Source organism: Haloparvum alkalitolerans (assembly GCF_055381565.1).
This window is the reverse complement of sequence record NZ_AP043938.1, coordinates 2112271-2130347: the sequence shown is the minus strand read 5'-3', so window position 1 is coordinate 2130347 and position 18077 is coordinate 2112271. Positions and strand designations below refer to the sequence as shown.

Genomic DNA, 18077 nt, shown 5'->3' with positions numbered 1-18077 from the left:
GGTAGCGGGAGGAGTCGGACGAGGTCGCCAACCGTGCGAGAGGACGGTCCTGTCGGATCGAGGAACCGAGACGCGGGCGTCCATCGAGGCATCGTTCTCGGGGGTGACGGGGCGCTGGCCGAGAAGCGCGCCGGACGTGTCCGTGCCGTCCGAACACATATGTGAGCAAAGAACAATGATCGGGGCATGGACGACCGCCCGCACGCGACCGACGCCAAGAGCATGGACCGGCTGATCGAGCAGCTGGACGAGGAGAAGGTGATCGGGATGCTGGACGCCGAGGGTCGGGCGGCGTCCGGCGCCGAGGCCGACCGCGTCCAGAAGCGGCTGCTCGAGGACCTCGGGCTGTTCGCGGTCGACCTGGATGACTACGACCTCTCCGACGACCTCGTCAACCGGGTGCGACGGCTGAAGTACGTCAACGTCGAGAGCGACGCACGGCGCGAGTACTCCGAGGAGACGGAGCGACGCGTCGCCGAGCGGATGCGCGAGCTGGGGTTCGAGCCCGACGAAGACGACTGAGAAACGGGACGGCTGGCGGCGGTCGGCGGCGTTCCGTGAGAAAGCCGGAGGAGGGATTTGAACCCTCGACCTATTCCTTACGAAGGAATCGCTCTGCCAGCTGAGCTACTCCGGCGCGACGTACCTCCACGTACCCCGATGAAGGAAATAAGGGTTCCGGAATCGGGCCACTGCGTCAGGGTGACGCACGCCGATTCGTCCGAGCGATCCGGCGACAACGCACCGGCTGTCCCCCGTCGCCGCGACCGCACGAGCGGTCGAGGGCTTCCGGCTGCTGGTGACGATCACGGCAGCGCACTTTTTGAAACGGAACAGGCCGGCGCCATCGCTTCCCTCGACCGCTACATCGCTCTACTTCTCCAGCCGTACGTCCAGACAGACGTTCAGTTCGTGTGGCGCGTACGACCGGACGACGTGCTCGGTCTCGACGGTCACGTCGTACTCGCCGCCCGCGTCCGCGACCGCCTCCCGGATGGCGCGCGCGCCCGGCCTGAAGGGGTCGTCCTCGTGCTGGATGTCGTAGTAGTGGATCACGCACGTATCGCCCGCGAGCGTCACGGCCGCGTCCAGAAACTCGTCCGCGGAGTGAGGGAGGTTCATCACCAGCCGGTCCGCCCAGCCGGCCCACTCGTCGGCGACCTCGCGTACGTCCCCCTGAATCGCGGTGAGCCGGTCCGCGACGCCGTTGCGCTCGGCGTTCTCCCGCAGGTACGCGACCGCGCGCTCGTTGAGGTCGCAGGCGACGACCTCGGCGCCCTTCGCGGCCATCGGCACCGCGTAGGGGCCGACGCCCGCGAACATGTCGAACGCGTGCTCGCCGGCGTCGACCTGCTCGGTCACGCGGTGGCGCTCCGTGGCGAGCCGCGGCGAGAAGTACACCTCCGCGATGTCGAGCAGGAACTCGTGGCCGTACTCGCGGTGGACCGTCTCGGTGCCGTTTCCGGCCAGCACCTCCCACTGCCGGACGCGCAACTCCCCCTCGATCGGCGACGCACGGTTGACGACCGTCTCGCAGGGGACGTGCGAGGCCATCACCGCCTCGGCGATCTCCGCGGCGCGCTCGGGGTCGTCCTCGTCGAGGATCACCACGTCGCCGAGGCGCTCGATGGAGGGCTCGTAGCCGAGGATGTCCGCGGGCGACTCCGGGGACTCCCGAGCCGCCGGTTCGCGCTCGACGACCTCCCCGGCCAGGTCCGCGGGCACCGCCGCCGGGTCCGTGACGGGGATGTAGATCGTGTCGCCCTCGACGGTGATCTCGTGGTCGCCGTCGAGCGCGTCCGCCTCGGCGAGGCGGCTCCGGACGGTCTCGCCGCGCTCGCGGGAGACGGCGAGGCAGGGGACACTCATCGTCGGGCATCCGCGGCCGCGGGGATAAAGCGTGACGCTTCGCGGATCACCGGCGATCGGCCTCGACGGGAGGGTGGGCCTGACGGCCGAGAGTGACGACTAGCCGAACCGGAATCCGCCGACCGGGTTCTCGTCCGCGTCGGCGACGACCTCGCCGACCGTTTCCACCACGTCCCCGTCGCCGACCGCCGCACCGTCGAGGGAGCCGCAGTCGACCAGCACTCGACGGGCGGGGGGAACCGTCTCCGCGACCGCCCGGTTCCCGGCAGCCGGTTCACCGACGACGACGACCGCGTCCGCCCCCTCGGCCCGCTCCGCGGCCGCCTCGCGCGCGTCGTCGTTCACGCCCGCGAACGCCGGGACGAGGACCGGCTCCGCCCCGACCTCGCGTGCGGTCGCCGCGGCCGCGTCGCCGCTCGGCGCGACGCCGAGGCTCACGGCGTGGCCGGCCGCCGCGAGCCGTCCCAGAACGGTCGCCGCCCGCGTGCCGGTGCCGACGACGTGAACCCGAGCGGTCGGCGCGCCCTCGCGGAGGTCCGGGAGGGGGGTCACGCGCGGCGCGCCCGTGGTCGCGTCCTCGGTGACCGCCGCCCGCGCGTCGAACGCCTCGCGGATCGATCCTCGGGTCAACACCTCCTCGGGAGGCCCGGCCGCGAGCACCGCCCCGTCGGACAACACGACGATCCGGTCGCAGTAGCGCGCCGCCAGGTCGAGGTCGTGGATCGCCGCCAGCGCCGCCTTCCCCTCGGCGACCAGTTCCGAGACGAGTTCGAGCGTGCGGACGGCGTGGTTCACGTCGAGGCCCGCGGTCGGCTCGTCCAGCAGGAGCGCGGGAGTCGACTGCGCGAGCGCCCGCGCGAGGAGGACGCGCTGGCGCTCGCCCCCCGACACCGCGGTCACCGGACGGTCCGCGAACTGTGCGACTGCGGTGCGGTCCATCGCCTCCTCGACGGCCGCGGCGTCAGTCGCGTCCGGTCCCGAGAAGCGGGAGCGGTGCGGGGTCCGGCCCATCTCCACCACCTGCTCGACGGTGAACTCGAAGGAGGGCGTCGCGTCCTGCGGCACGGAGGCGACGCGCCGCGCGATCTCCTTCGCCGGGAGGCCCGCGACCGTATCGCCGCCCACGGAGGCGGTCCCCGCGTCGAGGTCGAGCGACCCGCGGAGCGCGCGCAAGAGCGTCGTCTTGCCGGCGCCGTTCGGCCCCACGAGGCCGACGAGTTCCCCGGGTCGGACTTCGAGGTCGACGCCCGACAGCACCTCGACGCCGCCGAGCGAGACGGTCAGGCCCTCGGCGCCGATGACTGGAGACGCCACGGAGCGGTCGGCGTCGGAGTGGTCGGTACCGGAGCCGGAGTGGTCGGTGCCGGAGGGGCCGACCTCCCCGTCCGTCCGGCTCACAGCTCGTGCACCTCCCGGCGACGCAGCAGGAACAGGAAGAAGGGCGCGCCGACCGCGGCCGTGACCACGCCGACGGGGAGTTCCGCGGCGCCGAGCCTCGCGACGGTGTCCGCCGCGACGAGGAACGAGGCGCCCGCGAGCGCGGCGGTCGGGAGCAGTATCCGGTGGTCCGGGCCGACCACGAGCCGGAGCATGTGCGGGATGATCAGGCCCACGAAGCCGATGACGCCGGTCACCGCCACGCCCGCGGCGGTGATCAGCGCCGAGACCGACAGCAGGACGAACTTGGTGCGCTCGACCGCGATGCCGAGCCCGCGGGCCTCCTCCTCGCCGAGCAGCAGGACGTTCAGGTCGCGAGCGTACGCCAGCAGGACCAGAAACAGCAGCGGGACGGCGACGACCGTCACCCGGACCTCGTCCCACGAGGCGTTGCCCAGGTGGCCCATCAGCCACGCGACGACCTCGCGGAGGTTGTTCTCCGCCTGCAACTGGAGGTAGGAGATGACCGCGCCGAGGAACGTCTGGACCGCGACGCCGGCCAGGAGCAGGGTGGCGACGGGCGTGTGGCCGTTCCGCGTGGCGATGGCGTAGACGCCGAACGCCGCCAGCAGCGCGCCCGAGAACGCCGCGCCCTGCAGGCCGAAGCCGAACGGGATCGTCGCCGGGAACACGAGGAACGCGACCGCGCCCGTCGCGGCGCCCGAGGAGACGCCGATGATCGACGGGTCCGCCATCGGGTTCCGGAAGAACCCCTGCATCACGGTGCCGGCCGCCGCGAGCCCGAAACCGACGACGGCTCCGAGCAGGATCCGCGGCAGCCGGATGTTCACCACGATCTGTCGGTGGAGGTCCTCGACCGGGTAGGTGAACACGGGTGCGAAGCCCACGTCGACGCTCGGGACCAGGAGGGGGCCGATCGCGCCGCGAACGCCGAACTCGACGCTCGCGGGCACCGCGACCCCGTTCAACAGCACCTTCGCCACCTCGACCGGCGGCACGCGAACGGGCCCGAGCGCGGCGCTGGCGGTGACGACGACCGCCAGCAGACAGCAGAGCGCGGCCGACCAGCCCGCGGTCCGCGTCAGGGTGCGCATCTCGTTCACAACCCGGCTTGCGTTAGATAAATACTTATTGGACTATCCGCGTTTGATAGACGATGCGTGACAGACTGGTGCTGGTGACGGCGCTGCTCGTCGCGACCGCCGCGCTCGGCGGATTCGCGGCGCCCGCGGCGGCCCAGCCCGACGCGACCTACGAGACGTGCGAGTTCCCGGTCACGATGACGGACGCGACCGGCGAGGAGATAACCCTGGAAGAACCGCCCGAGCGCGTGACGACGACGAACCCCTCGGCGGCCCAGACGATGTGGGAGATCGGCGGCGAGTCGCAGGTCGTCGGCGTGACCCAGTACGCGATGTACCTCGACGGCGCCGACGAGAAGACCGACGTCTCCGCCGAGCGCGGCGTCGACGTCGAGAAGGTCGCCGGCACGGAGCCGGACCTCGTGCTGGCGCCGAACGCCTCCGCCGGGCAGGTCCAGGCGCTGCGCGACGCCGGCCTGACCGTCTACCACTTCCCGGAGGCGAAAACCACCGACGACATCGCCCAGAAGACGACCACCATCGGGAAGCTGACCGGCAACTGCGAGGGCGCCGCCGAGACGAACGCGTGGATGAACGCGAACGTCGACGCGGTCTCGAACGTCACCGCCGACGCCGACCGGCCGCGCGTGCTCTACCCGCTCGGCAGCGGCTTCGTGGCCGGCGGCGACACGTTCATCAACGCGACGTTCACGCTCGCGGGGACGAACAACACCGCCGCGACGGTCGCGGACGGCTACCCGCAGATCTCCGACGAGGTCGTCCTCGAACTCGACCCCGAGTGGATCGTCGTCAACAGCCGCGGCGACTCCGCGCTCGACGAGGAGCCGTACGCCAGCACGACCGCGGGCGAGGAGGGCAACGCGGTCTACCTGGAGGTCCACTGGCTCAACCAGCCCGCGCCCGCCAGCGTGGTCAACACGATCCACGACATGACCCGGCAGGTCCACGGGGACATCTACGACAACTCGACGTACGTGGAACGCTCCGAGGTCTCGGTGGAGGCCGAGGGCGAGGTCGACGACGAGGAGACGGCGGACGCGACGGAGGCTCCCGCGACGACTGAGGCGCCCGGGACCACCGAGGGCGACACGTCCGGCGACTCCGCGCCCGGCTTCGGCGCGGTCGCCGCGCTCGTCGCCGTCCTCGGGAGCGCGCTCGCGGCGACTCGCGTCCGGCGATAGCGGCGCGGCCGAAACGCCTCGATCCCCGTCGCCGGCGGCGACGCCCCGCCGCGACGGCGAACCTGTCGTCCGAATAAAGATTTTTGCCGCCCCCGCGCAGGTACTACGTATGCCGACGCAGACTGGCCTCTCGCACGCGATGGCGGCGGTCGTCGTGCTGCTGGTCGGGCCCGTGCTCTCCCGACTCATCGAGACGCTCGTCACGACCAGGGACGTGGAGGCGATGATCGAGTCCGCCGCGACCGTCGTGAGCGCGCATCCGATCGTGACGCTCGACGCCGGCCTGACCGCGACGGCGCTGTACGTCGCGGCCATCGCGGTGCTGGCGTTCGTGTGGGGCTATGCGTACCACATCAAGCGCCACTGACCGTGTGCCGGCGGGACCGGCGGCCAGTGAGCCGAGCGAGAGCGCCCTCAACCGATCGGGACGCTTATCCGAATTCCTGTTACAGTGCGGACCATGTACGTCGTGATCGTCGGTGCCGGCGACATCGGTCGGCCGCTCATCGAGATGGCCACACGAGACGGGAACGAAGTCGTGGTCATCGAGAGCGATCCGGAGCGCGCGAACGAGGCCGCGATGGACTTCGACTGTCTCGTCCTCAACGCGGACGCGACTACGAAGGAGACGCTCGAGGAGGCCGAGGCCGGTCGGGCTGACAGCCTCGTCTCGACGACCGACCACGACGCCACGAACGTGATGGTGTGTCTGCTCGCCCGCGAGTTGGACGTACCGACGGTCGTCTCGGTCGTCCATGACCCAGAACACATGGCGCTGTTCGAGCGGATCGGGGTCAACACGATGAAGAACCCTCAGCGACTGATCGCCGAACACCTCTATCGGTCTGCCCGACGACCCTCCATCGTCGATCACATGCACATCGGCGAGACGGCGGAGGTCTTCGAGGTGGAGGTGTTCCCGAACGGGGAGGTGGCCGGACTCACGTTGGCCGAGGCCGCGGAAGCGGGCCACCTCGGTGACGAGATGCTCGTGGTTGCGGTCGAGCGCGATGACGGGGAGCCGCCGATTACCCCTCGCGGGAACACCCGTATCGAGCCCGAGGACCTGCTGACGATTTACTCCGCGTCCGGCGTCCCGGAGAACGTCGACGGGCTGTTCGGACGTCCCGACAAATGACGGCCGGAAAACGCGTCGGGGGACTGCCCTCCGACTACGCGACCATCGTCCGGGACATCGGGTCGCTCGTCGGCTTGCAGTCGACGCTGATGGTCGTCTCCGCGTCTCTCGCGGCCGTCTTCGGCGAGTGGTACGTCGGCGCCGCGTTCCTTCTGTCCGCGGGCATCACCGTCGTAGCAGGCGCCGCGGCCAGACGGCGGTTCGCGGCCGCACCGGAACCGAAGATGAAACACGGGATGGTCATCGCGGCGGGCGGCTGGTTCGCGACCGCGTGTTTCGGTGCGCTCCCGTTCTTCCTGTCGGCGCACCTCGTCCCGGCATCGGTGATGGCGACGTACGTGCCCGCGGGTGCGGCCTACGACGCGTCCAGCCTCGGTGTCTTCGCGAACCCCCTCCACGCGCTCTTCGAGAGCATGAGCGGTTGGACGGGTAGCGGGCTCACCATGGCTCGACACGAACCGTCGCTCCCGCGTGCAGTCCAGTGGTGGCGCTCGTTCATCCAGTGGGTCGGCGGCGTGGGCGTCATCGTGCTGACGGTGGCGATCCTCGCGCGTCCCGGCAGCGGGAGCTACGCCCTCTACCGAAGCGAGGCGCGCTCAGAGCGGATCCATCCGAGCGTAGTCTCGACGGTCCGGACCGTCTGGAAGATCGTCGTGGGCTACACGCTGCTGGCCGCCGTGCTGCTGTTCGTCGCTATCCGAACGAGCAGTTACGGGACCACGCTTTCGCTGGCGGAAACCGCGTGGCAGGCGTTGAACCACGGGATGACCGGGCTTACGACCGGCGGGTTCAGCGTCACCGACAACTCGATCGCGACGTACGACTCCCCACTCGTGGAGGGAGTGCTGCTACCGGTCATGGTCCTCGGCGCCATCGCGTTTCCGGTCCACTACGCCGTCCTCTCCGACCACGATCTCGGGGAGCTGTACGGCGACCTCCAGACGCGGTGGCTGTTCATCCTGCTGGCGGTCGGTGTCGTCCTGCTGGGCGTTCAGAACGTCCTGACCGCGAACGCGCTCCCGGCCGCCTTCGACGGAGACTGGGCGGCGCTCGGGCTGACGGGCGCTCAAACGGACGCGCTCCGAGACTCTACGTTCCAGCTCGTGAGCGCGCTCTCCTGTACGGGCTTCCAGTCGGCACCCATCGGCGAGTGGGGCGATGGGGCAAAGCTGATCACGAGCGCGTCGATGGTTATCGGTGGCGCGGCCGGGAGCACCGTGGGCGGGATCAAGATCGTCCGCGCTTACACCATCGGACGGGGAGCAATCTGGCAGTTTTCGCGCGCCTTCCTCCCGAGTAGCGCGGTCGCGGTCGCCCGTATCGACGGCCGCGTGCTCGACCGCGGCGAGATGGAACGCGAGTTCGGCGAGGCCGCCATCGTGAGCCTGCTCTGGATCCTCTTCCTCGTGGCGGGGAGCGTGGTACTGGTCAACCTCGCCGGGCCGGAGTTCGGATACGCGGACGCCCTCTTCGAGGTCGCGAGCGCACAGGGGAACGTCGGACTCTCGACCGGCATCGCCGGACCGGACATGCACCCGGTTGCGGAGACGATGTTCCTGTTCAACATGTGGATCGGTCGGCTCGAGATCATTCCGGTCCTCGCGCTGGTTCGGTCGGTCGTGTACGGGCTCGGCCACTGATGGCGGCGACGTGACCGAACCCCGTCACCGGCGCCAGAAGGCGCCGGTGAAAAGCACCAACACGGGGAGGATCTCCAGCCGCCCGATCCACATCAGGAACACCATGAACAGCTTCGTGGTGTCGGGGAGCATCAGGTACGATCCGAAGGGCCCGAGGCGGCCGAACGCCGGGCCGATGTTCCCGATCGTCGCCAGCGACCCGCCGATCGCCTCAAGCGGCGTCAGATCGATCCCGATCCGCGCCGCGTCCAGCGAGATGAACACCGCACCCACGCCGAACAGCAGCAGGTAGAGTATCGAGAACGCCATCACGCCCCGGATCGCGGCCTCGTCGACGACCCGGCCCGCGAGCCGGATCGGACGGACGGCGTTGGGGTGTGAGGTCCGGAACAGCTCCCGGTGAAGCGTCTTCAGCACGATGAGCCACCGGACGACCTTGATTCCGCCACCCGTCGATCCGGCCGACCCGCCGACGAACATCGCAAACAGGAGATAGATCTGTCCGTAGGAGCTCCACTGGGCGAAGTCGCTGGTCGCGTATCCCGTCGAGTTCATCAGTGACCCGATCTGGAACGCCGCCTGTCGGAGCGAATTCTCGAAGGTACCTTCAGTCGCACCGCCGATCTCAAGCGTCGGCGCGGCGCCGGTAAACAGCAGCCCCGAGAGCACCGCCGTCAGTGCCGCGATAGCGCCGAGGTACGCCCGAAACTCCGAGTCACGGAAGAAGTTTCGTGTCTCGCCAGTGAGAACGTGCCAGAACAACCCGAAGTTCACGCCTGCGACCACCATGAACGGAATGATGGCCCACTGGACGGCCGCCGAGAACGCCGCGATACTGTCCGCTTTCGGCGAAAACCCACCCGTCGGCATCGTGGTGAAGGCGTGTGAGACGGCGTTAAACAGGTCCATGTTCGGTGCGTAGCCGACAAGATGGAGGAGATAGAGGACAGTCGCGAGCGCGACCGTGAAGGCGAAGTACACTTTCCAGAGGACGCGTGCGGTTTCCTGGATCTGCGGCGTGAGCTTCTGGAGCTGCGGACCTGGCGCTTCGGCTTGGATCAGTTCGGCACCGTTGACTGCAAGCTCCGGCAGAATAGCCACCATCAGCACGATGATCCCCATTCCGCCGAGCCACTGCGTCAGTTGTCGCCACATCAGCAGGGCGTGTGAGTGCTGGTCGGTCGATATTTCGCCCATTACCGTCGCGCCCGTCGTCGTGAAGCCGGACATGGACTCGAACAGCGCGTTGACCGGATTCGCGAGGGTCGACCCGGTTCCGAACCCGGCGAGCAGGTAGGGGATCGTTCCGACGGCAGCGACCGCAAACCAGACTATTGCGACGAGCAACAAGGCTTCGCGCGGTCCGAGATCGGGCTCCGGGTCGAGCCGTTCGAGCGCCATGCCGATCCCGATCGTGATCAGGATCGACGCACCGAACACGAGTAGGTCGTCGCCGTAGACGAGCGCGACGATCAGCGGGACGGCCATCGCGGCCGCGATCAGCTTGAGCACCGTCCCGGTGACGGCGAGGCTCGTTCGCCACTCGACTTTTACGGCCGACATGGTCCTCCCACGAAACTAGACATGGTTCGGCTATCCAATGAGAGCGGCAAGAAAGCTCCGGGTCTCCGAAGAGATCCGCTACAGTACGCTCATCGCCTCGTCGAGCACCGCGGCGTCCACGAAGACCACGACGTGGTCGCCGGGGTGTAGCTCGGTGTCGCCCCGGGGGACGATGAACTCCTTGTTCCGGGTGATGGCGCCGATGACGACGCCCTTCGGGAGGTCCCCGACCGCGTCCTGGATCGTCCGCCCGACGAGCGGGCTGGAGTCGTCGAGCTGGATCTCCAGGACCTCCGCCTTGTCCGTCTCGATGAAGGCGATGTTCTCGGCGGAGCCGGACTGCGTGAACCGCGTTATCTCCTCGGCGACGACCTCCCGCGGCGAGAGCCCCACGTCGACGCCGACTGTCTCGAAGAGGCCGACGTAGGAGGTGCGGTCGATCACCGCGACCGTGCGCTCGACGCCCAGCCGCTCCGCGAGCAGACACTCGAGCAGGTTCTTCTCGTCGGAGTCGAGCGTCGAGACGAGGATGTCGGCGTCGCCGATGTGCTCGCGTTCGAGAAAGCCCATGTCGGTCGCGTCGGACTCCATCACGAGCGTCTCGGGGAGGTCCTCCGCGAGCTTGCGGGCGCGGTCGGAGTCCTGCTCGACGAGCCGCGGCGAGAGCCCGCGCTCCTCCAGCAGCCGGCAGACGTGGTAGCCGATCTCCGAGCCGCCGATCACGACGACCTCCGCGTCCTTCTCGGGCGACCGCTTCGGCGCGAGCGTTCGTGCGAACTGCTGGACGCTGCGTGGCGACCCGATGACGACGACGCGGTCGCCGGTCTGGATGCAGGTGTCGCCCCGCGGGATCTCCACGTCGCCGTTCCGCAGGATGGCCGCGAACGTCAGCGAATCGAAGCGGTCCGCCTCCTGGACGGTCTGGTCCGCGATCGCCGACCCCTCGCTCACCTCGAACTCGGCCATCTGGACGCGACCGTTCGCGAACATGTCGGCGTCGCGGGCCGCCGGGAGCCCGACGACGCGGACGATGGACTCCGCGGTGAGCAGGTTCGTACACACCATGAAGTCGATGCCGAACGCGCCCTCGTCGCGCTCCCACGTCCGCAGGTACTTCGTGTTCTTGATCCGCGCGATGGTGAACGCCGACCCGGAGAGCGCCTTCGCGGTCGAGCAGGCGACGATGTTCGTCTCGTCGTCGTCGGTGGTCGCGAGCACCATGTCGGCGTCCGCGACCCCGGCGTCCTCCAGCGTGGAGAGCTCCGTGCCGTCGCCGGAGACGGTCAGCACGTCGAGCGCGTATGTCAGCTCGTCAGCGCGCTCGGCCCGGTTCTCGACGACGACCACGTCGTGGTCGTGCTGGAGGTCGGCCGCGATGCTCTCGCCGACCTGCCCGGCCCCGATGATGACGACGCGCACGCTAAGGCCCCTCCTCGATGGTCATACGGCGGCGTTTACGCGGAGCGACTAAATGGGTTCGCTTCGGCCACCCGGGTCCGTTACGCTAAAGCGACGCCCCGACCACCTCCGGGTATGCGCTACCACGAGGCGGCGAGCTTCCTGTTCGACCTCCGCCGCTTCTCCGTCAGCCCGGGCACAGAGTCGGTCGCGGCCCTCCTCGACCACCTCGGCAACCCCGAGGAGGACGTGGCGTTCGTGCAGGTCGCCGGCTCCAACGGCAAGGGGAGCACCGCGCGGATGACGGAGTCGGTCCTCCGGGAGGCCGGCCTCTCCGTGGGCCTGTACACTTCCCCGCACCTGGAGGACCTCTCCGAACGCGTCCGGGTCGACGGACGCCCGATGAGCGACGACGCCATCGCCGCGTTCGTCGCCGAGACGAAGCCGTGGCTGGTCGAGCGGGCCGCCGCGGGCGAACCGCTCACGTTTTTCGAGGTCGTCACGGCCATGGGGATCTGGCAGTTCGCACGGCGCGACGTCGACGTGGCCGTCCTCGAGGTCGGCATGGGCGGCGAGTACGACGCCACCAGCGCGGTTGCCCCGCTGGCGGCCGCGGTGACGAACGTCTCGCTCGAACACACCGCGGTGCTGGGCGACACCGTCGCGGAGATCGCCCGGACGAAGGCGAAGATCGCGCCCACGGACGCGCCGCTCGTGACCGCCTGCGGCGGGGAGGCGCTCGACGTGGTCCGCGAGGTCGCCGGCGAGGCGGGAAGCGAGGTCGTGACCGTCGACGGTCCGGGAGTCGAGGCGCCCGCGACGGACCCGGACGTGACCGCCGCCTACGAGGGGCGGGTCGGCCCCTGCGACGCGGCGGTCGCGGTCGACGGGGACGGCTGGGCGTACGACGCGCGCGTTCCGCTGGTCGGCGAGCATCAGGCGACGAACGCCGGCGTCGCGACCGCGCTCGCGCGGGCGACGGCCGCGGCGCTGGACGCCGACCTCCCGGACGGCGCGGTCCTCGACGGGCTCGCGCGGGCGACGTGGCCCGGCCGGTTCGAGGTGCTGGAGACGGCGCCGCTCGTGGTCCTCGACGGCGCGCACAACCCGGCCGCCTGCGAGACGCTGGCGGAGACGCTCGCGGACTACGACTACGGCGACCTCCACCTCGCGTTCGCCGCGATGCACGACAAGGACCACGCCGGCACCGTCGAGAACCTGCCGACGCCCGACAGCGTGGTGACCTGTCGGCCGGACCTGGACCGCGCGGAAGACCCGGAGGTGCTCGCCGCCGCGTTCCGGAACGGCGGCGTGGAGACGGTCGAGTCGGCCGATGCGGTCGCGGATGCGCTCCGGACCGCCCGCGAGCGCGCGGCCCCCGAGGACTGCGTGCTCGTGACCGGGTCGCTGTTCGCGGTCGCCGAGGCGCGGTCGACGTACACGCACGCGCCGCGGCCGGTCCGCGTCGAGGACGCGGGTGAGGCGGCCGCGCTGCTGGAGAGCGCCGACGCCGCCCCCGCGACGGTCGGCGAGACGGCGCCGTCGCTGGACCACCGCGTCGTGGAGACCCGACTCCAGTCGGCGCGAGCGGAGCGTCTGGCGACGGCGATCCGGGCGGCCGACGGCGAGTGCATCGTCTCCGAGGCGGCGGACGGGGGCGAGCTGGTCGCGGTCGTCTGCGCTGCGACGGTCGGGGCGTACGACGAGGCGACGATCCGGCTCGCGGCGGAGGGGACCGGAATGGCGGACGTGGCGAGCGACCTCCGCGAAGCGGTCGAGCTGCCGCCGCTCGACGCGACCGCGGTGAGCGGCCGGGGCGGTGGGTCCCGCGCGGGAGACGACGCGGCGTATCCGTGGGCCGAAGGCACCGCGGTGATGGGCATCCTCAACGTGACGCCGGACTCGTTCCACGACGGCGGGCGACACGCGGCGCTGGGCGACGCCGTCGACGGCGCGAAGCGCATGGTCGCGGCGGGTGCCGACATCCTCGACGTGGGCGGCGAGTCCACGCGCCCGGGCGCGGAACCCGTCCCCGTCGACGAGGAGATCGACCGCGTGGTGCCCGTGGTCGAGGCGGTCAACGAGGTGCCCGAGGTCGCGGCCGGCGACGTGTGGGTCTCCGTCGACACGCGCAAGCCCGCGGTCGCGGAGGCGGCGCTCGACGCGGGCGCCGACGTGATCAACGACGTGACCGGCCTCGCGGACCCGCGGATGCGCGAGGTGGTGGCCGAAGCCGGCTGTCCGGTCGTGGTGATGCACAGCGTCGAGGCGCCGGTCGACCCCGCGACCGACGTGGAGTACGGGGACGTGGTCGCGGACGTCGTCGGCGACCTGCAGGAGCGGCTGTTGCTCGCCGAGCGCGCGGGGATCGACCGCGAGCGCGTGATCGTCGACCCCGGTCTCGGCTTCGGGAAGTCGCCCGCGGAGGACTTCGAGCTGCTCGGCCGCGTCGACGAGTTCGCGGCGCTCGGCTGTCCGGTGCTAGTCGGCCACTCCCACAAGTCGCTGTTCGGCGCCATCGGACGAGGACCGGAGGAACGCGAGGCGGCGACCGTCGCTGGCACGGCGGTCGCGACCGATCGCGGAGCGGACATCGTGCGCGTCCACGACGTGGCCGCGAACCGCGCCGCGGTCGACGCCGCGGAGGCGGCCGCCGATCCGGACGAGTTGGAGTAGCCGCGACGGCGGGCCGGTCGGGCACGGCGCGCACGCTCGGTGGACCCGCGGCTGGCGGACGAGGGCTCGACCGGCCCGCCGTCGCGGCTCCCGGCGGACTCGCGCGACGGCGCGTCGCCGCGGGCGGCGGACCGGCTTATTCGGACTCCGGGTGTCCCGGGTGAGACACCGCGAACGCCCGTGGCGCGTTGGGCGCGTCCTTCCGTATGAACCTTCGCGGCGGGTTCGACGAGTCTCGAGGAGGCCGGTCCCCGAAAAGCGCAACCGCCAAAGCACGGGGGGCCGAACGCCGGGGCATGTACGAGGCGGTCCACGCACACCCCGAAGGGGAGGCGACGGTCGCGCGGTTCGCCCGCACCGCGGCCGAACAGGGGTACGACGGGATCGTGGTCCGCACGCGCGAGGCCGACTTCGACGCGGACGCGATCCGGGAGGAGTACGGCGTCGACGTGGCCGCGGGCGTCGAGATCCGAGCGGACGACCCCGGCAGCGCCGGCGGCGCGGTCGGGAACTTCCGGCCCGACTTCACCGTGGTGACGCTGCGGGGCGGCGACGACGCGCTCAACCGGTTCGCGGTCGAGTCGGACCGCGTCGACGTGCTCTCGCGGCCGATGGCCGGTCGGGGGGAGTTCAACCACGTGCTCGCGAAGGCGGCGGCCGAGCACGGGACGCGCGTGGAGTTCGACTTCGGGCCGGTGCTGCGCTCGACCGGCGGCGACCGCGTGCGCGCGCTCTCGGACCTCCGGAAGCTCCGCGAGATCGTCGACCACTACGACGCGCCATACGTGGTGAGCGCGAACGCGCGGAGCCACCTCCAGCTCAGGGCGCCGCGGGAGCTTCGGGCGGTCGGCGAGGCGATCGGCTTCTCCGCGGAGCGCGTCGCGGCGGGGCTGGCCGAGTGGGACGCGATCGTCGGGACGAACCGGCGGCGGCTCTCCGAGGAGTTCATTGCGCCGGGGGTCGAACGAGGGCGGTATGAAGAAGAGCGTTGAGGAACACGCCGCCCGCTTCACCGAGAAGGCGGCCGACTACGACGAGTCCAAGAGCGAGGAGTATCACGCCTGCGCGTCGCTGGTGATCGAGCACGCCGCCCCCGAACCCAGGGACGTGGTGCTGGACATGGGGACCGGAACCGGGGCCATCGCGTTCGGGGTCGCCGACCGCGCCGCGCGCGTGATCGGTCGGGACGTGAGCGAGGGGATGCTCGACCAGGCCCGCGCGAAGGCGGAAAAGCAGGGCGTCGAGAACGTCGAGTTCGGTCACGGGGAGTTCCGCGACCCGAACCTCGACCCGGGGACGAGCGTGGACGTGGTCACCTCGAACTTCGCGCTGCATCACCTCGACGACGCGGGCAAGCGCGAGGCGCTGGCCGCGTGGGCCGCGACCGGCGCGGACCGCATCGTGCTCGGCGACCTGATGTTCTTCGAGGGGACCGAGGGGAACGAGGAGTTCTACGGCCCGGAGGTCGACGACCCCGCAACCGTCGGGACGCTCGTGGAGGCGTTCACCGATCTGGGCTTCGCCGTGACCGCGGTCGAGCGCGTCCACGACATGATCGGCGTGATCGTCGCCCACCGGATCGGCGAGGGCGACGAGGTGCCAGGGGCGGAGTAGCGTCGCGTGAAGCACCTCCCGAAACACCTCCGCCCGCGGTGGCGCTACCTCGCCGTGGGGCTGGAGGCGTGGCCGGACGCCGACCTCTCGCGACGTGAGTTCCAGCGCGCGCTCTGGTACAGCGCGGGCAACCTGCTCGGCGACCCCGGGAGCGCGGACGCCGACCTCTCCCTCTTCGACTTCTCCTTTTCCGACGGCGAGGGCGAGGCGCTGGTCCGTGTCAGACACGGCCACGTCGGCGAGGCGCGGGCGGCGGTGGCCTGCATCAGCGAGGTCGGCGGGGACCCCGTCCGCGTGACCGTGCGCGGGATCTCGGGCACGGTACGTGCCTGTGAGGAAAGATATATGGGTCGGGGCGGCGGAAATTCGGTACGGAGAGACGTCGCGTTCGCGGGGTCCGAGCGACCGGCCGTCGTCCGCGGGGACGCGGCCGACGTCGAGGCGGACGCGGGCCGCGTGGGCGCGACGCCGCTCGATTTCGAGTAAACCATGCAAGGACAACAACAGCAGGCGTACGACCGCGGGATCACCATCTTCTCGCCCGACGGTCGCCTCTACCAGGTCGAGTACGCGCGCGAGGCCGTCAAGCGCGGGACCGCGAGCATCGGCGTCCGCGCCGAGGACGGCGTCGTCCTCGCGGCGGACAAGCGCGCCCGCTCCCCGCTGATGGAGCCGGCGAGCGTCGAGAAGATCCACAAGGCCGACGACCACGTCGGCGTCGCCTCCGCGGGCCACGTCGCGGACGCCCGCCAGCTGATCGACTTCGCCCGCCGACAGGCGCAGGTGAACCAGCTCCGCTACGGCGAGGCCATCGGCATCGAGACGCTGACGAAGAACATCACCGACCACATCCAGCAGTACACGCAGGTCGGCGGCGCGCGGCCGTTCGGCGTCGCGCTCGTGGTCGGCGGCATCGAGAACGGCGAGCCGCGCCTGTTCGAGACGGACCCGTCGGGCACCCCCTACGAGTGGAAGGCGCTCTCCATCGGCGCGAACCGCTCCGACGTGCGCGACTACCTCGAGGAACACTACGAGGAGGGCCTCTCGACGGAGGAGGCGGTCGGCCTCGCGCTCGAGGCGCTCGACCAGGTGAACGACGACGGGCTCACCCCCGAGGGCGTCGGCGTCGCCACGATCGAGGTCGACGACGAGCAGTTCCACGAGCGCAGCCCCGCGGAGCTGGAGACGGTTCTGGAGGAGCACGGCCTGCTCGCGGACGAACAGGACGACGCCGAAGACGCCGCCGACGGCGACGAATAGCCGGGTCGGCGGCCGCATTTCTGTCGCTAGACGCACGTCTCGGCGGCCGCATTTCTGTTCCCGCACACGCAATCCCGTCCCCGAGCGCACCGCTTTGCGTCTCCGAGCGCGACCGGGCCTCCCCGACCGCGCGGTCCGCAGTTTTTCGAAACCACAAACCGGTGCGACTGCGCGACGCCGTCTATGAGCGACGACGAGCACGCGCGGCGGGCGGCCGACCCCTCGCTCCCGGCCGGCTACGCGCTCCGCGAGACGACCCCTTCGGTCGAGGCGTTTCTGTCCCTGCGGGCGGCCGCGGACATGACCCCGCGGTCGCGCGAGGCGGTCGAGCGGGGGCTCCCGAACACGACCTACGGCGTTCACGTCGTGGAGGAGGCGAGCGGGGAGCCGGTCGGCATGGCGCGGATCGTCGGCGACGGCGGCTCCGTCTTCCACCTCTCGGACATGGCGGTCGCGGAGGCGCATCAGGGGCGGGGCGTCGGGACGGCGATGATGGACGCGCTCGTCGCGTGGCTCCGCACCGAGGCGCCCGCGGGCGCGTACGTCAACCTGATGGCGGACGTCGACGGCTTCTACGAGCGCTGGGGCTTCCGGGAGAGCGCGCCGGCCTCGAAGGGGATGTGGATCCGGACGGAGGAACTCTGAGAGGGAACTGTTCGGGCGGGACCCGGCCGACCGCGAACCGAACCGGCCATATTCCGCGCCCGCCTGAGCCGACGCATGGAGACGACGCGCCACTTCACGGCGACGACGTACATCGTCAACGACGGGGCGACCGCGCTGCACGCCCACGAGCGGCTCGGCATCCGCCTCCCGCCGGGCGGACACGTCGACCGCGACGAGCTCCCGCACGAGGCGGCGCTGCGGGAGGTTCGCGAGGAGACGGGACTGGAGGCCGAGTTGGTCGCGGACGACCCCGGCATCGAGGGGCCGCAGGGCCACAGCCTCCCGCAGCCGGCACACCTGATGCTGCACGACATCAACGTCCACGAGGACGGCAGCGTCGGCCACCAGCACATCGATCACTGCTACTTCGCGCGGGTCGACGGCCGCGACATCGACCCCGACGGCCACGACGAGCGAGGGGCGGCCGCGTGGGACTGGTACGCGCCCGCGGACCTCCGCGCCGCGGACCTCGACGCGGACGTGGTCCGGCTCGGCATCGAGGCCATCGAGACGGTCGGCGAGGCGTAAGACCGGCGGGCGGCTCGGTCGAACGCGTTCAGGCTCGCTGTCA

Annotated in this window: 17 protein-coding genes and 1 tRNA gene; 12 read left to right on the top strand and 6 right to left on the bottom strand. The window is 70.7% G+C overall.

Annotation, left to right across the window (positions count from 1 at the left end; translation table 11 throughout):
- The first annotated feature begins 186 nt into the window (after positions 1-186).
- On the top strand, positions 187-522 hold the full coding sequence (locus ACZ432_RS12900; RefSeq protein ID WP_426962025.1) for a hypothetical protein: 336 nt from the start codon (positions 187-189) through the stop codon (positions 520-522).
- Between the two features lie 42 nt (positions 523-564).
- On the opposite strand, the gene ACZ432_RS12895 is transcribed toward ACZ432_RS12900, so the two are convergent.
- The 4 genes from ACZ432_RS12895 to btuC all read right to left on the bottom strand — a co-directional run bounded on the left by ACZ432_RS12895 (position 565) and on the right by btuC (position 4361).
- Positions 565-637: transfer RNA gene (locus tag ACZ432_RS12895), tRNA-Thr, on the bottom strand.
- 236 nt (positions 638-873) lie between these two features.
- On the bottom strand, positions 874-1869 hold the full coding sequence (locus tag ACZ432_RS12890; protein ID WP_426962026.1) for a class I SAM-dependent methyltransferase: 996 nt from the start codon (positions 1867-1869) through the stop codon (positions 874-876).
- 99 nt (positions 1870-1968) lie between these two features.
- Complete coding sequence (locus tag ACZ432_RS12885) at positions 1969-3267, bottom strand: ATP-binding cassette domain-containing protein (protein ID WP_426962027.1); 1299 nt, start codon at positions 3265-3267, stop codon at positions 1969-1971.
- On the bottom strand, positions 3264-4361 hold the full coding sequence (gene btuC / locus ACZ432_RS12880; protein ID WP_426962028.1) for a vitamin B12 ABC transporter permease BtuC: 1098 nt from the start codon (positions 4359-4361) through the stop codon (positions 3264-3266). Before btuC ends, ACZ432_RS12885 begins: the two co-directional genes overlap by 4 nt.
- A gap of 62 nt (positions 4362-4423) precedes the next feature.
- Here btuC and ACZ432_RS12875 point away from each other — a divergent pair, with 62 nt between their 5' ends.
- The 4 genes from ACZ432_RS12875 to ACZ432_RS12860 all read left to right on the top strand — a co-directional run bounded on the left by ACZ432_RS12875 (position 4424) and on the right by ACZ432_RS12860 (position 8329).
- Positions 4424-5551 (top strand): PGF-CTERM-anchored ABC transporter substrate-binding protein, encoded by a 1128-nt coding sequence (locus tag ACZ432_RS12875; protein WP_426962029.1) that lies wholly within the window; start codon positions 4424-4426, stop codon positions 5549-5551.
- A gap of 109 nt (positions 5552-5660) precedes the next feature.
- On the top strand, positions 5661-5918 hold the full coding sequence (locus ACZ432_RS12870) for a hypothetical protein (protein ID WP_058365887.1): 258 nt from the start codon (positions 5661-5663) through the stop codon (positions 5916-5918).
- A gap of 93 nt (positions 5919-6011) precedes the next feature.
- A complete protein-coding gene (locus ACZ432_RS12865) occupies positions 6012-6689 on the top strand; it encodes a potassium channel family protein (protein ID WP_426962030.1) in 678 nt (225 codons plus the stop codon).
- Positions 6686-8329, top strand: coding sequence for a TrkH family potassium uptake protein (locus tag ACZ432_RS12860; RefSeq protein ID WP_426962031.1), 1644 nt, complete (start codon positions 6686-6688; stop codon positions 8327-8329). The genes ACZ432_RS12865 and ACZ432_RS12860 overlap by 4 nt, the downstream gene beginning before the upstream one ends.
- A gap of 24 nt (positions 8330-8353) precedes the next feature.
- Here ACZ432_RS12860 and ACZ432_RS12855 read toward each other — a convergent pair whose 3' ends face one another.
- Positions 8354-9892 carry a TrkH family potassium uptake protein gene (locus tag ACZ432_RS12855; protein WP_426962032.1) on the bottom strand — a complete coding sequence of 513 codons (1539 nt, stop codon included), beginning with the start codon at positions 9890-9892 and terminating at the stop codon, positions 8354-8356.
- Positions 9893-9970: 78 nt separating this feature from the next.
- Complete coding sequence (gene trkA, locus ACZ432_RS12850; protein ID WP_426962033.1) at positions 9971-11311, bottom strand: Trk system potassium transporter TrkA; 1341 nt, start codon at positions 11309-11311, stop codon at positions 9971-9973.
- Positions 11312-11425: 114 nt separating this feature from the next.
- Here trkA and folP point away from each other — a divergent pair, with 114 nt between their 5' ends.
- The 7 genes from folP (at position 11426) to ACZ432_RS12815 (ending at position 18034) form a co-directional block, all read left to right on the top strand.
- The gene (gene folP / locus ACZ432_RS12845) at positions 11426-13966 is read left to right on the top strand and encodes a dihydropteroate synthase (protein ID WP_426962034.1); all 2541 of its coding nucleotides are present in this window, start codon (positions 11426-11428) and stop codon (positions 13964-13966) included.
- A gap of 296 nt (positions 13967-14262) precedes the next feature.
- Positions 14263-14958, top strand: coding sequence for an RNase P subunit p30 family protein (locus tag ACZ432_RS12840; protein WP_426962035.1), 696 nt, complete (start codon positions 14263-14265; stop codon positions 14956-14958).
- Positions 14942-15580 carry a class I SAM-dependent methyltransferase gene (locus ACZ432_RS12835; RefSeq protein ID WP_426962036.1) on the top strand — a complete coding sequence of 213 codons (639 nt, stop codon included), beginning with the start codon at positions 14942-14944 and terminating at the stop codon, positions 15578-15580. The genes ACZ432_RS12840 and ACZ432_RS12835 overlap by 17 nt, the downstream gene beginning before the upstream one ends.
- A gap of 6 nt (positions 15581-15586) precedes the next feature.
- Entirely contained in the window at positions 15587-16066 is a 480-nt protein-coding gene (locus ACZ432_RS12830) for an Rpp14/Pop5 family protein (protein WP_426962037.1), read from the top strand.
- Between the two features lie 3 nt (positions 16067-16069).
- Positions 16070-16840, top strand: coding sequence for an archaeal proteasome endopeptidase complex subunit alpha (psmA, locus tag ACZ432_RS12825; protein WP_426962038.1), 771 nt, complete (start codon positions 16070-16072; stop codon positions 16838-16840).
- A 183-nt stretch (positions 16841-17023) separates the two neighbouring features.
- Entirely contained in the window at positions 17024-17485 is a 462-nt protein-coding gene (locus tag ACZ432_RS12820; RefSeq protein WP_426962039.1) for a GNAT family N-acetyltransferase, read from the top strand.
- A 75-nt stretch (positions 17486-17560) separates the two neighbouring features.
- The gene (locus ACZ432_RS12815; RefSeq protein ID WP_426962040.1) at positions 17561-18034 is read left to right on the top strand and encodes an NUDIX hydrolase; all 474 of its coding nucleotides are present in this window, start codon (positions 17561-17563) and stop codon (positions 18032-18034) included.
- Positions 18035-18077: the final 43 nt, after the last annotated feature.

What these genes read in the sequence shown, in the direction of transcription:
- ACZ432_RS12900 (WP_426962025.1), top strand. Translation starts at nt 187, where the DNA reads ATGGACGACCGCCCGCACGCGACCGACGCCAAGAGCATGGACCGGCTG.
- ACZ432_RS12890 (WP_426962026.1), bottom strand. Translation starts at nt 1,869, where the DNA reads ATGAGTGTCCCCTGCCTCGCCGTCTCCCGCGAGCGCGGCGAGACCGTC.
- btuC (WP_426962028.1), bottom strand. Translation starts at nt 4,361, where the DNA reads ATGCGCACCCTGACGCGGACCGCGGGCTGGTCGGCCGCGCTCTGCTGT.
- ACZ432_RS12875 (WP_426962029.1), top strand. Translation starts at nt 4,424, where the DNA reads ATGCGTGACAGACTGGTGCTGGTGACGGCGCTGCTCGTCGCGACCGCC.
- ACZ432_RS12870 (WP_058365887.1), top strand. Translation starts at nt 5,661, where the DNA reads ATGCCGACGCAGACTGGCCTCTCGCACGCGATGGCGGCGGTCGTCGTG.
- ACZ432_RS12865 (WP_426962030.1), top strand. Translation starts at nt 6,012, where the DNA reads ATGTACGTCGTGATCGTCGGTGCCGGCGACATCGGTCGGCCGCTCATC.
- ACZ432_RS12860 (WP_426962031.1), top strand. Translation starts at nt 6,686, where the DNA reads ATGACGGCCGGAAAACGCGTCGGGGGACTGCCCTCCGACTACGCGACC.
- ACZ432_RS12855 (WP_426962032.1), bottom strand. Translation starts at nt 9,892, where the DNA reads ATGTCGGCCGTAAAAGTCGAGTGGCGAACGAGCCTCGCCGTCACCGGG.
- folP (WP_426962034.1), top strand. Translation starts at nt 11,426, where the DNA reads ATGCGCTACCACGAGGCGGCGAGCTTCCTGTTCGACCTCCGCCGCTTC.
- ACZ432_RS12840 (WP_426962035.1), top strand. Translation starts at nt 14,263, where the DNA reads ATGTACGAGGCGGTCCACGCACACCCCGAAGGGGAGGCGACGGTCGCG.
- ACZ432_RS12835 (WP_426962036.1), top strand. Translation starts at nt 14,942, where the DNA reads ATGAAGAAGAGCGTTGAGGAACACGCCGCCCGCTTCACCGAGAAGGCG.
- psmA (WP_426962038.1), top strand. Translation starts at nt 16,070, where the DNA reads ATGCAAGGACAACAACAGCAGGCGTACGACCGCGGGATCACCATCTTC.
- ACZ432_RS12820 (WP_426962039.1), top strand. Translation starts at nt 17,024, where the DNA reads ATGAGCGACGACGAGCACGCGCGGCGGGCGGCCGACCCCTCGCTCCCG.
- ACZ432_RS12815 (WP_426962040.1), top strand. Translation starts at nt 17,561, where the DNA reads ATGGAGACGACGCGCCACTTCACGGCGACGACGTACATCGTCAACGAC.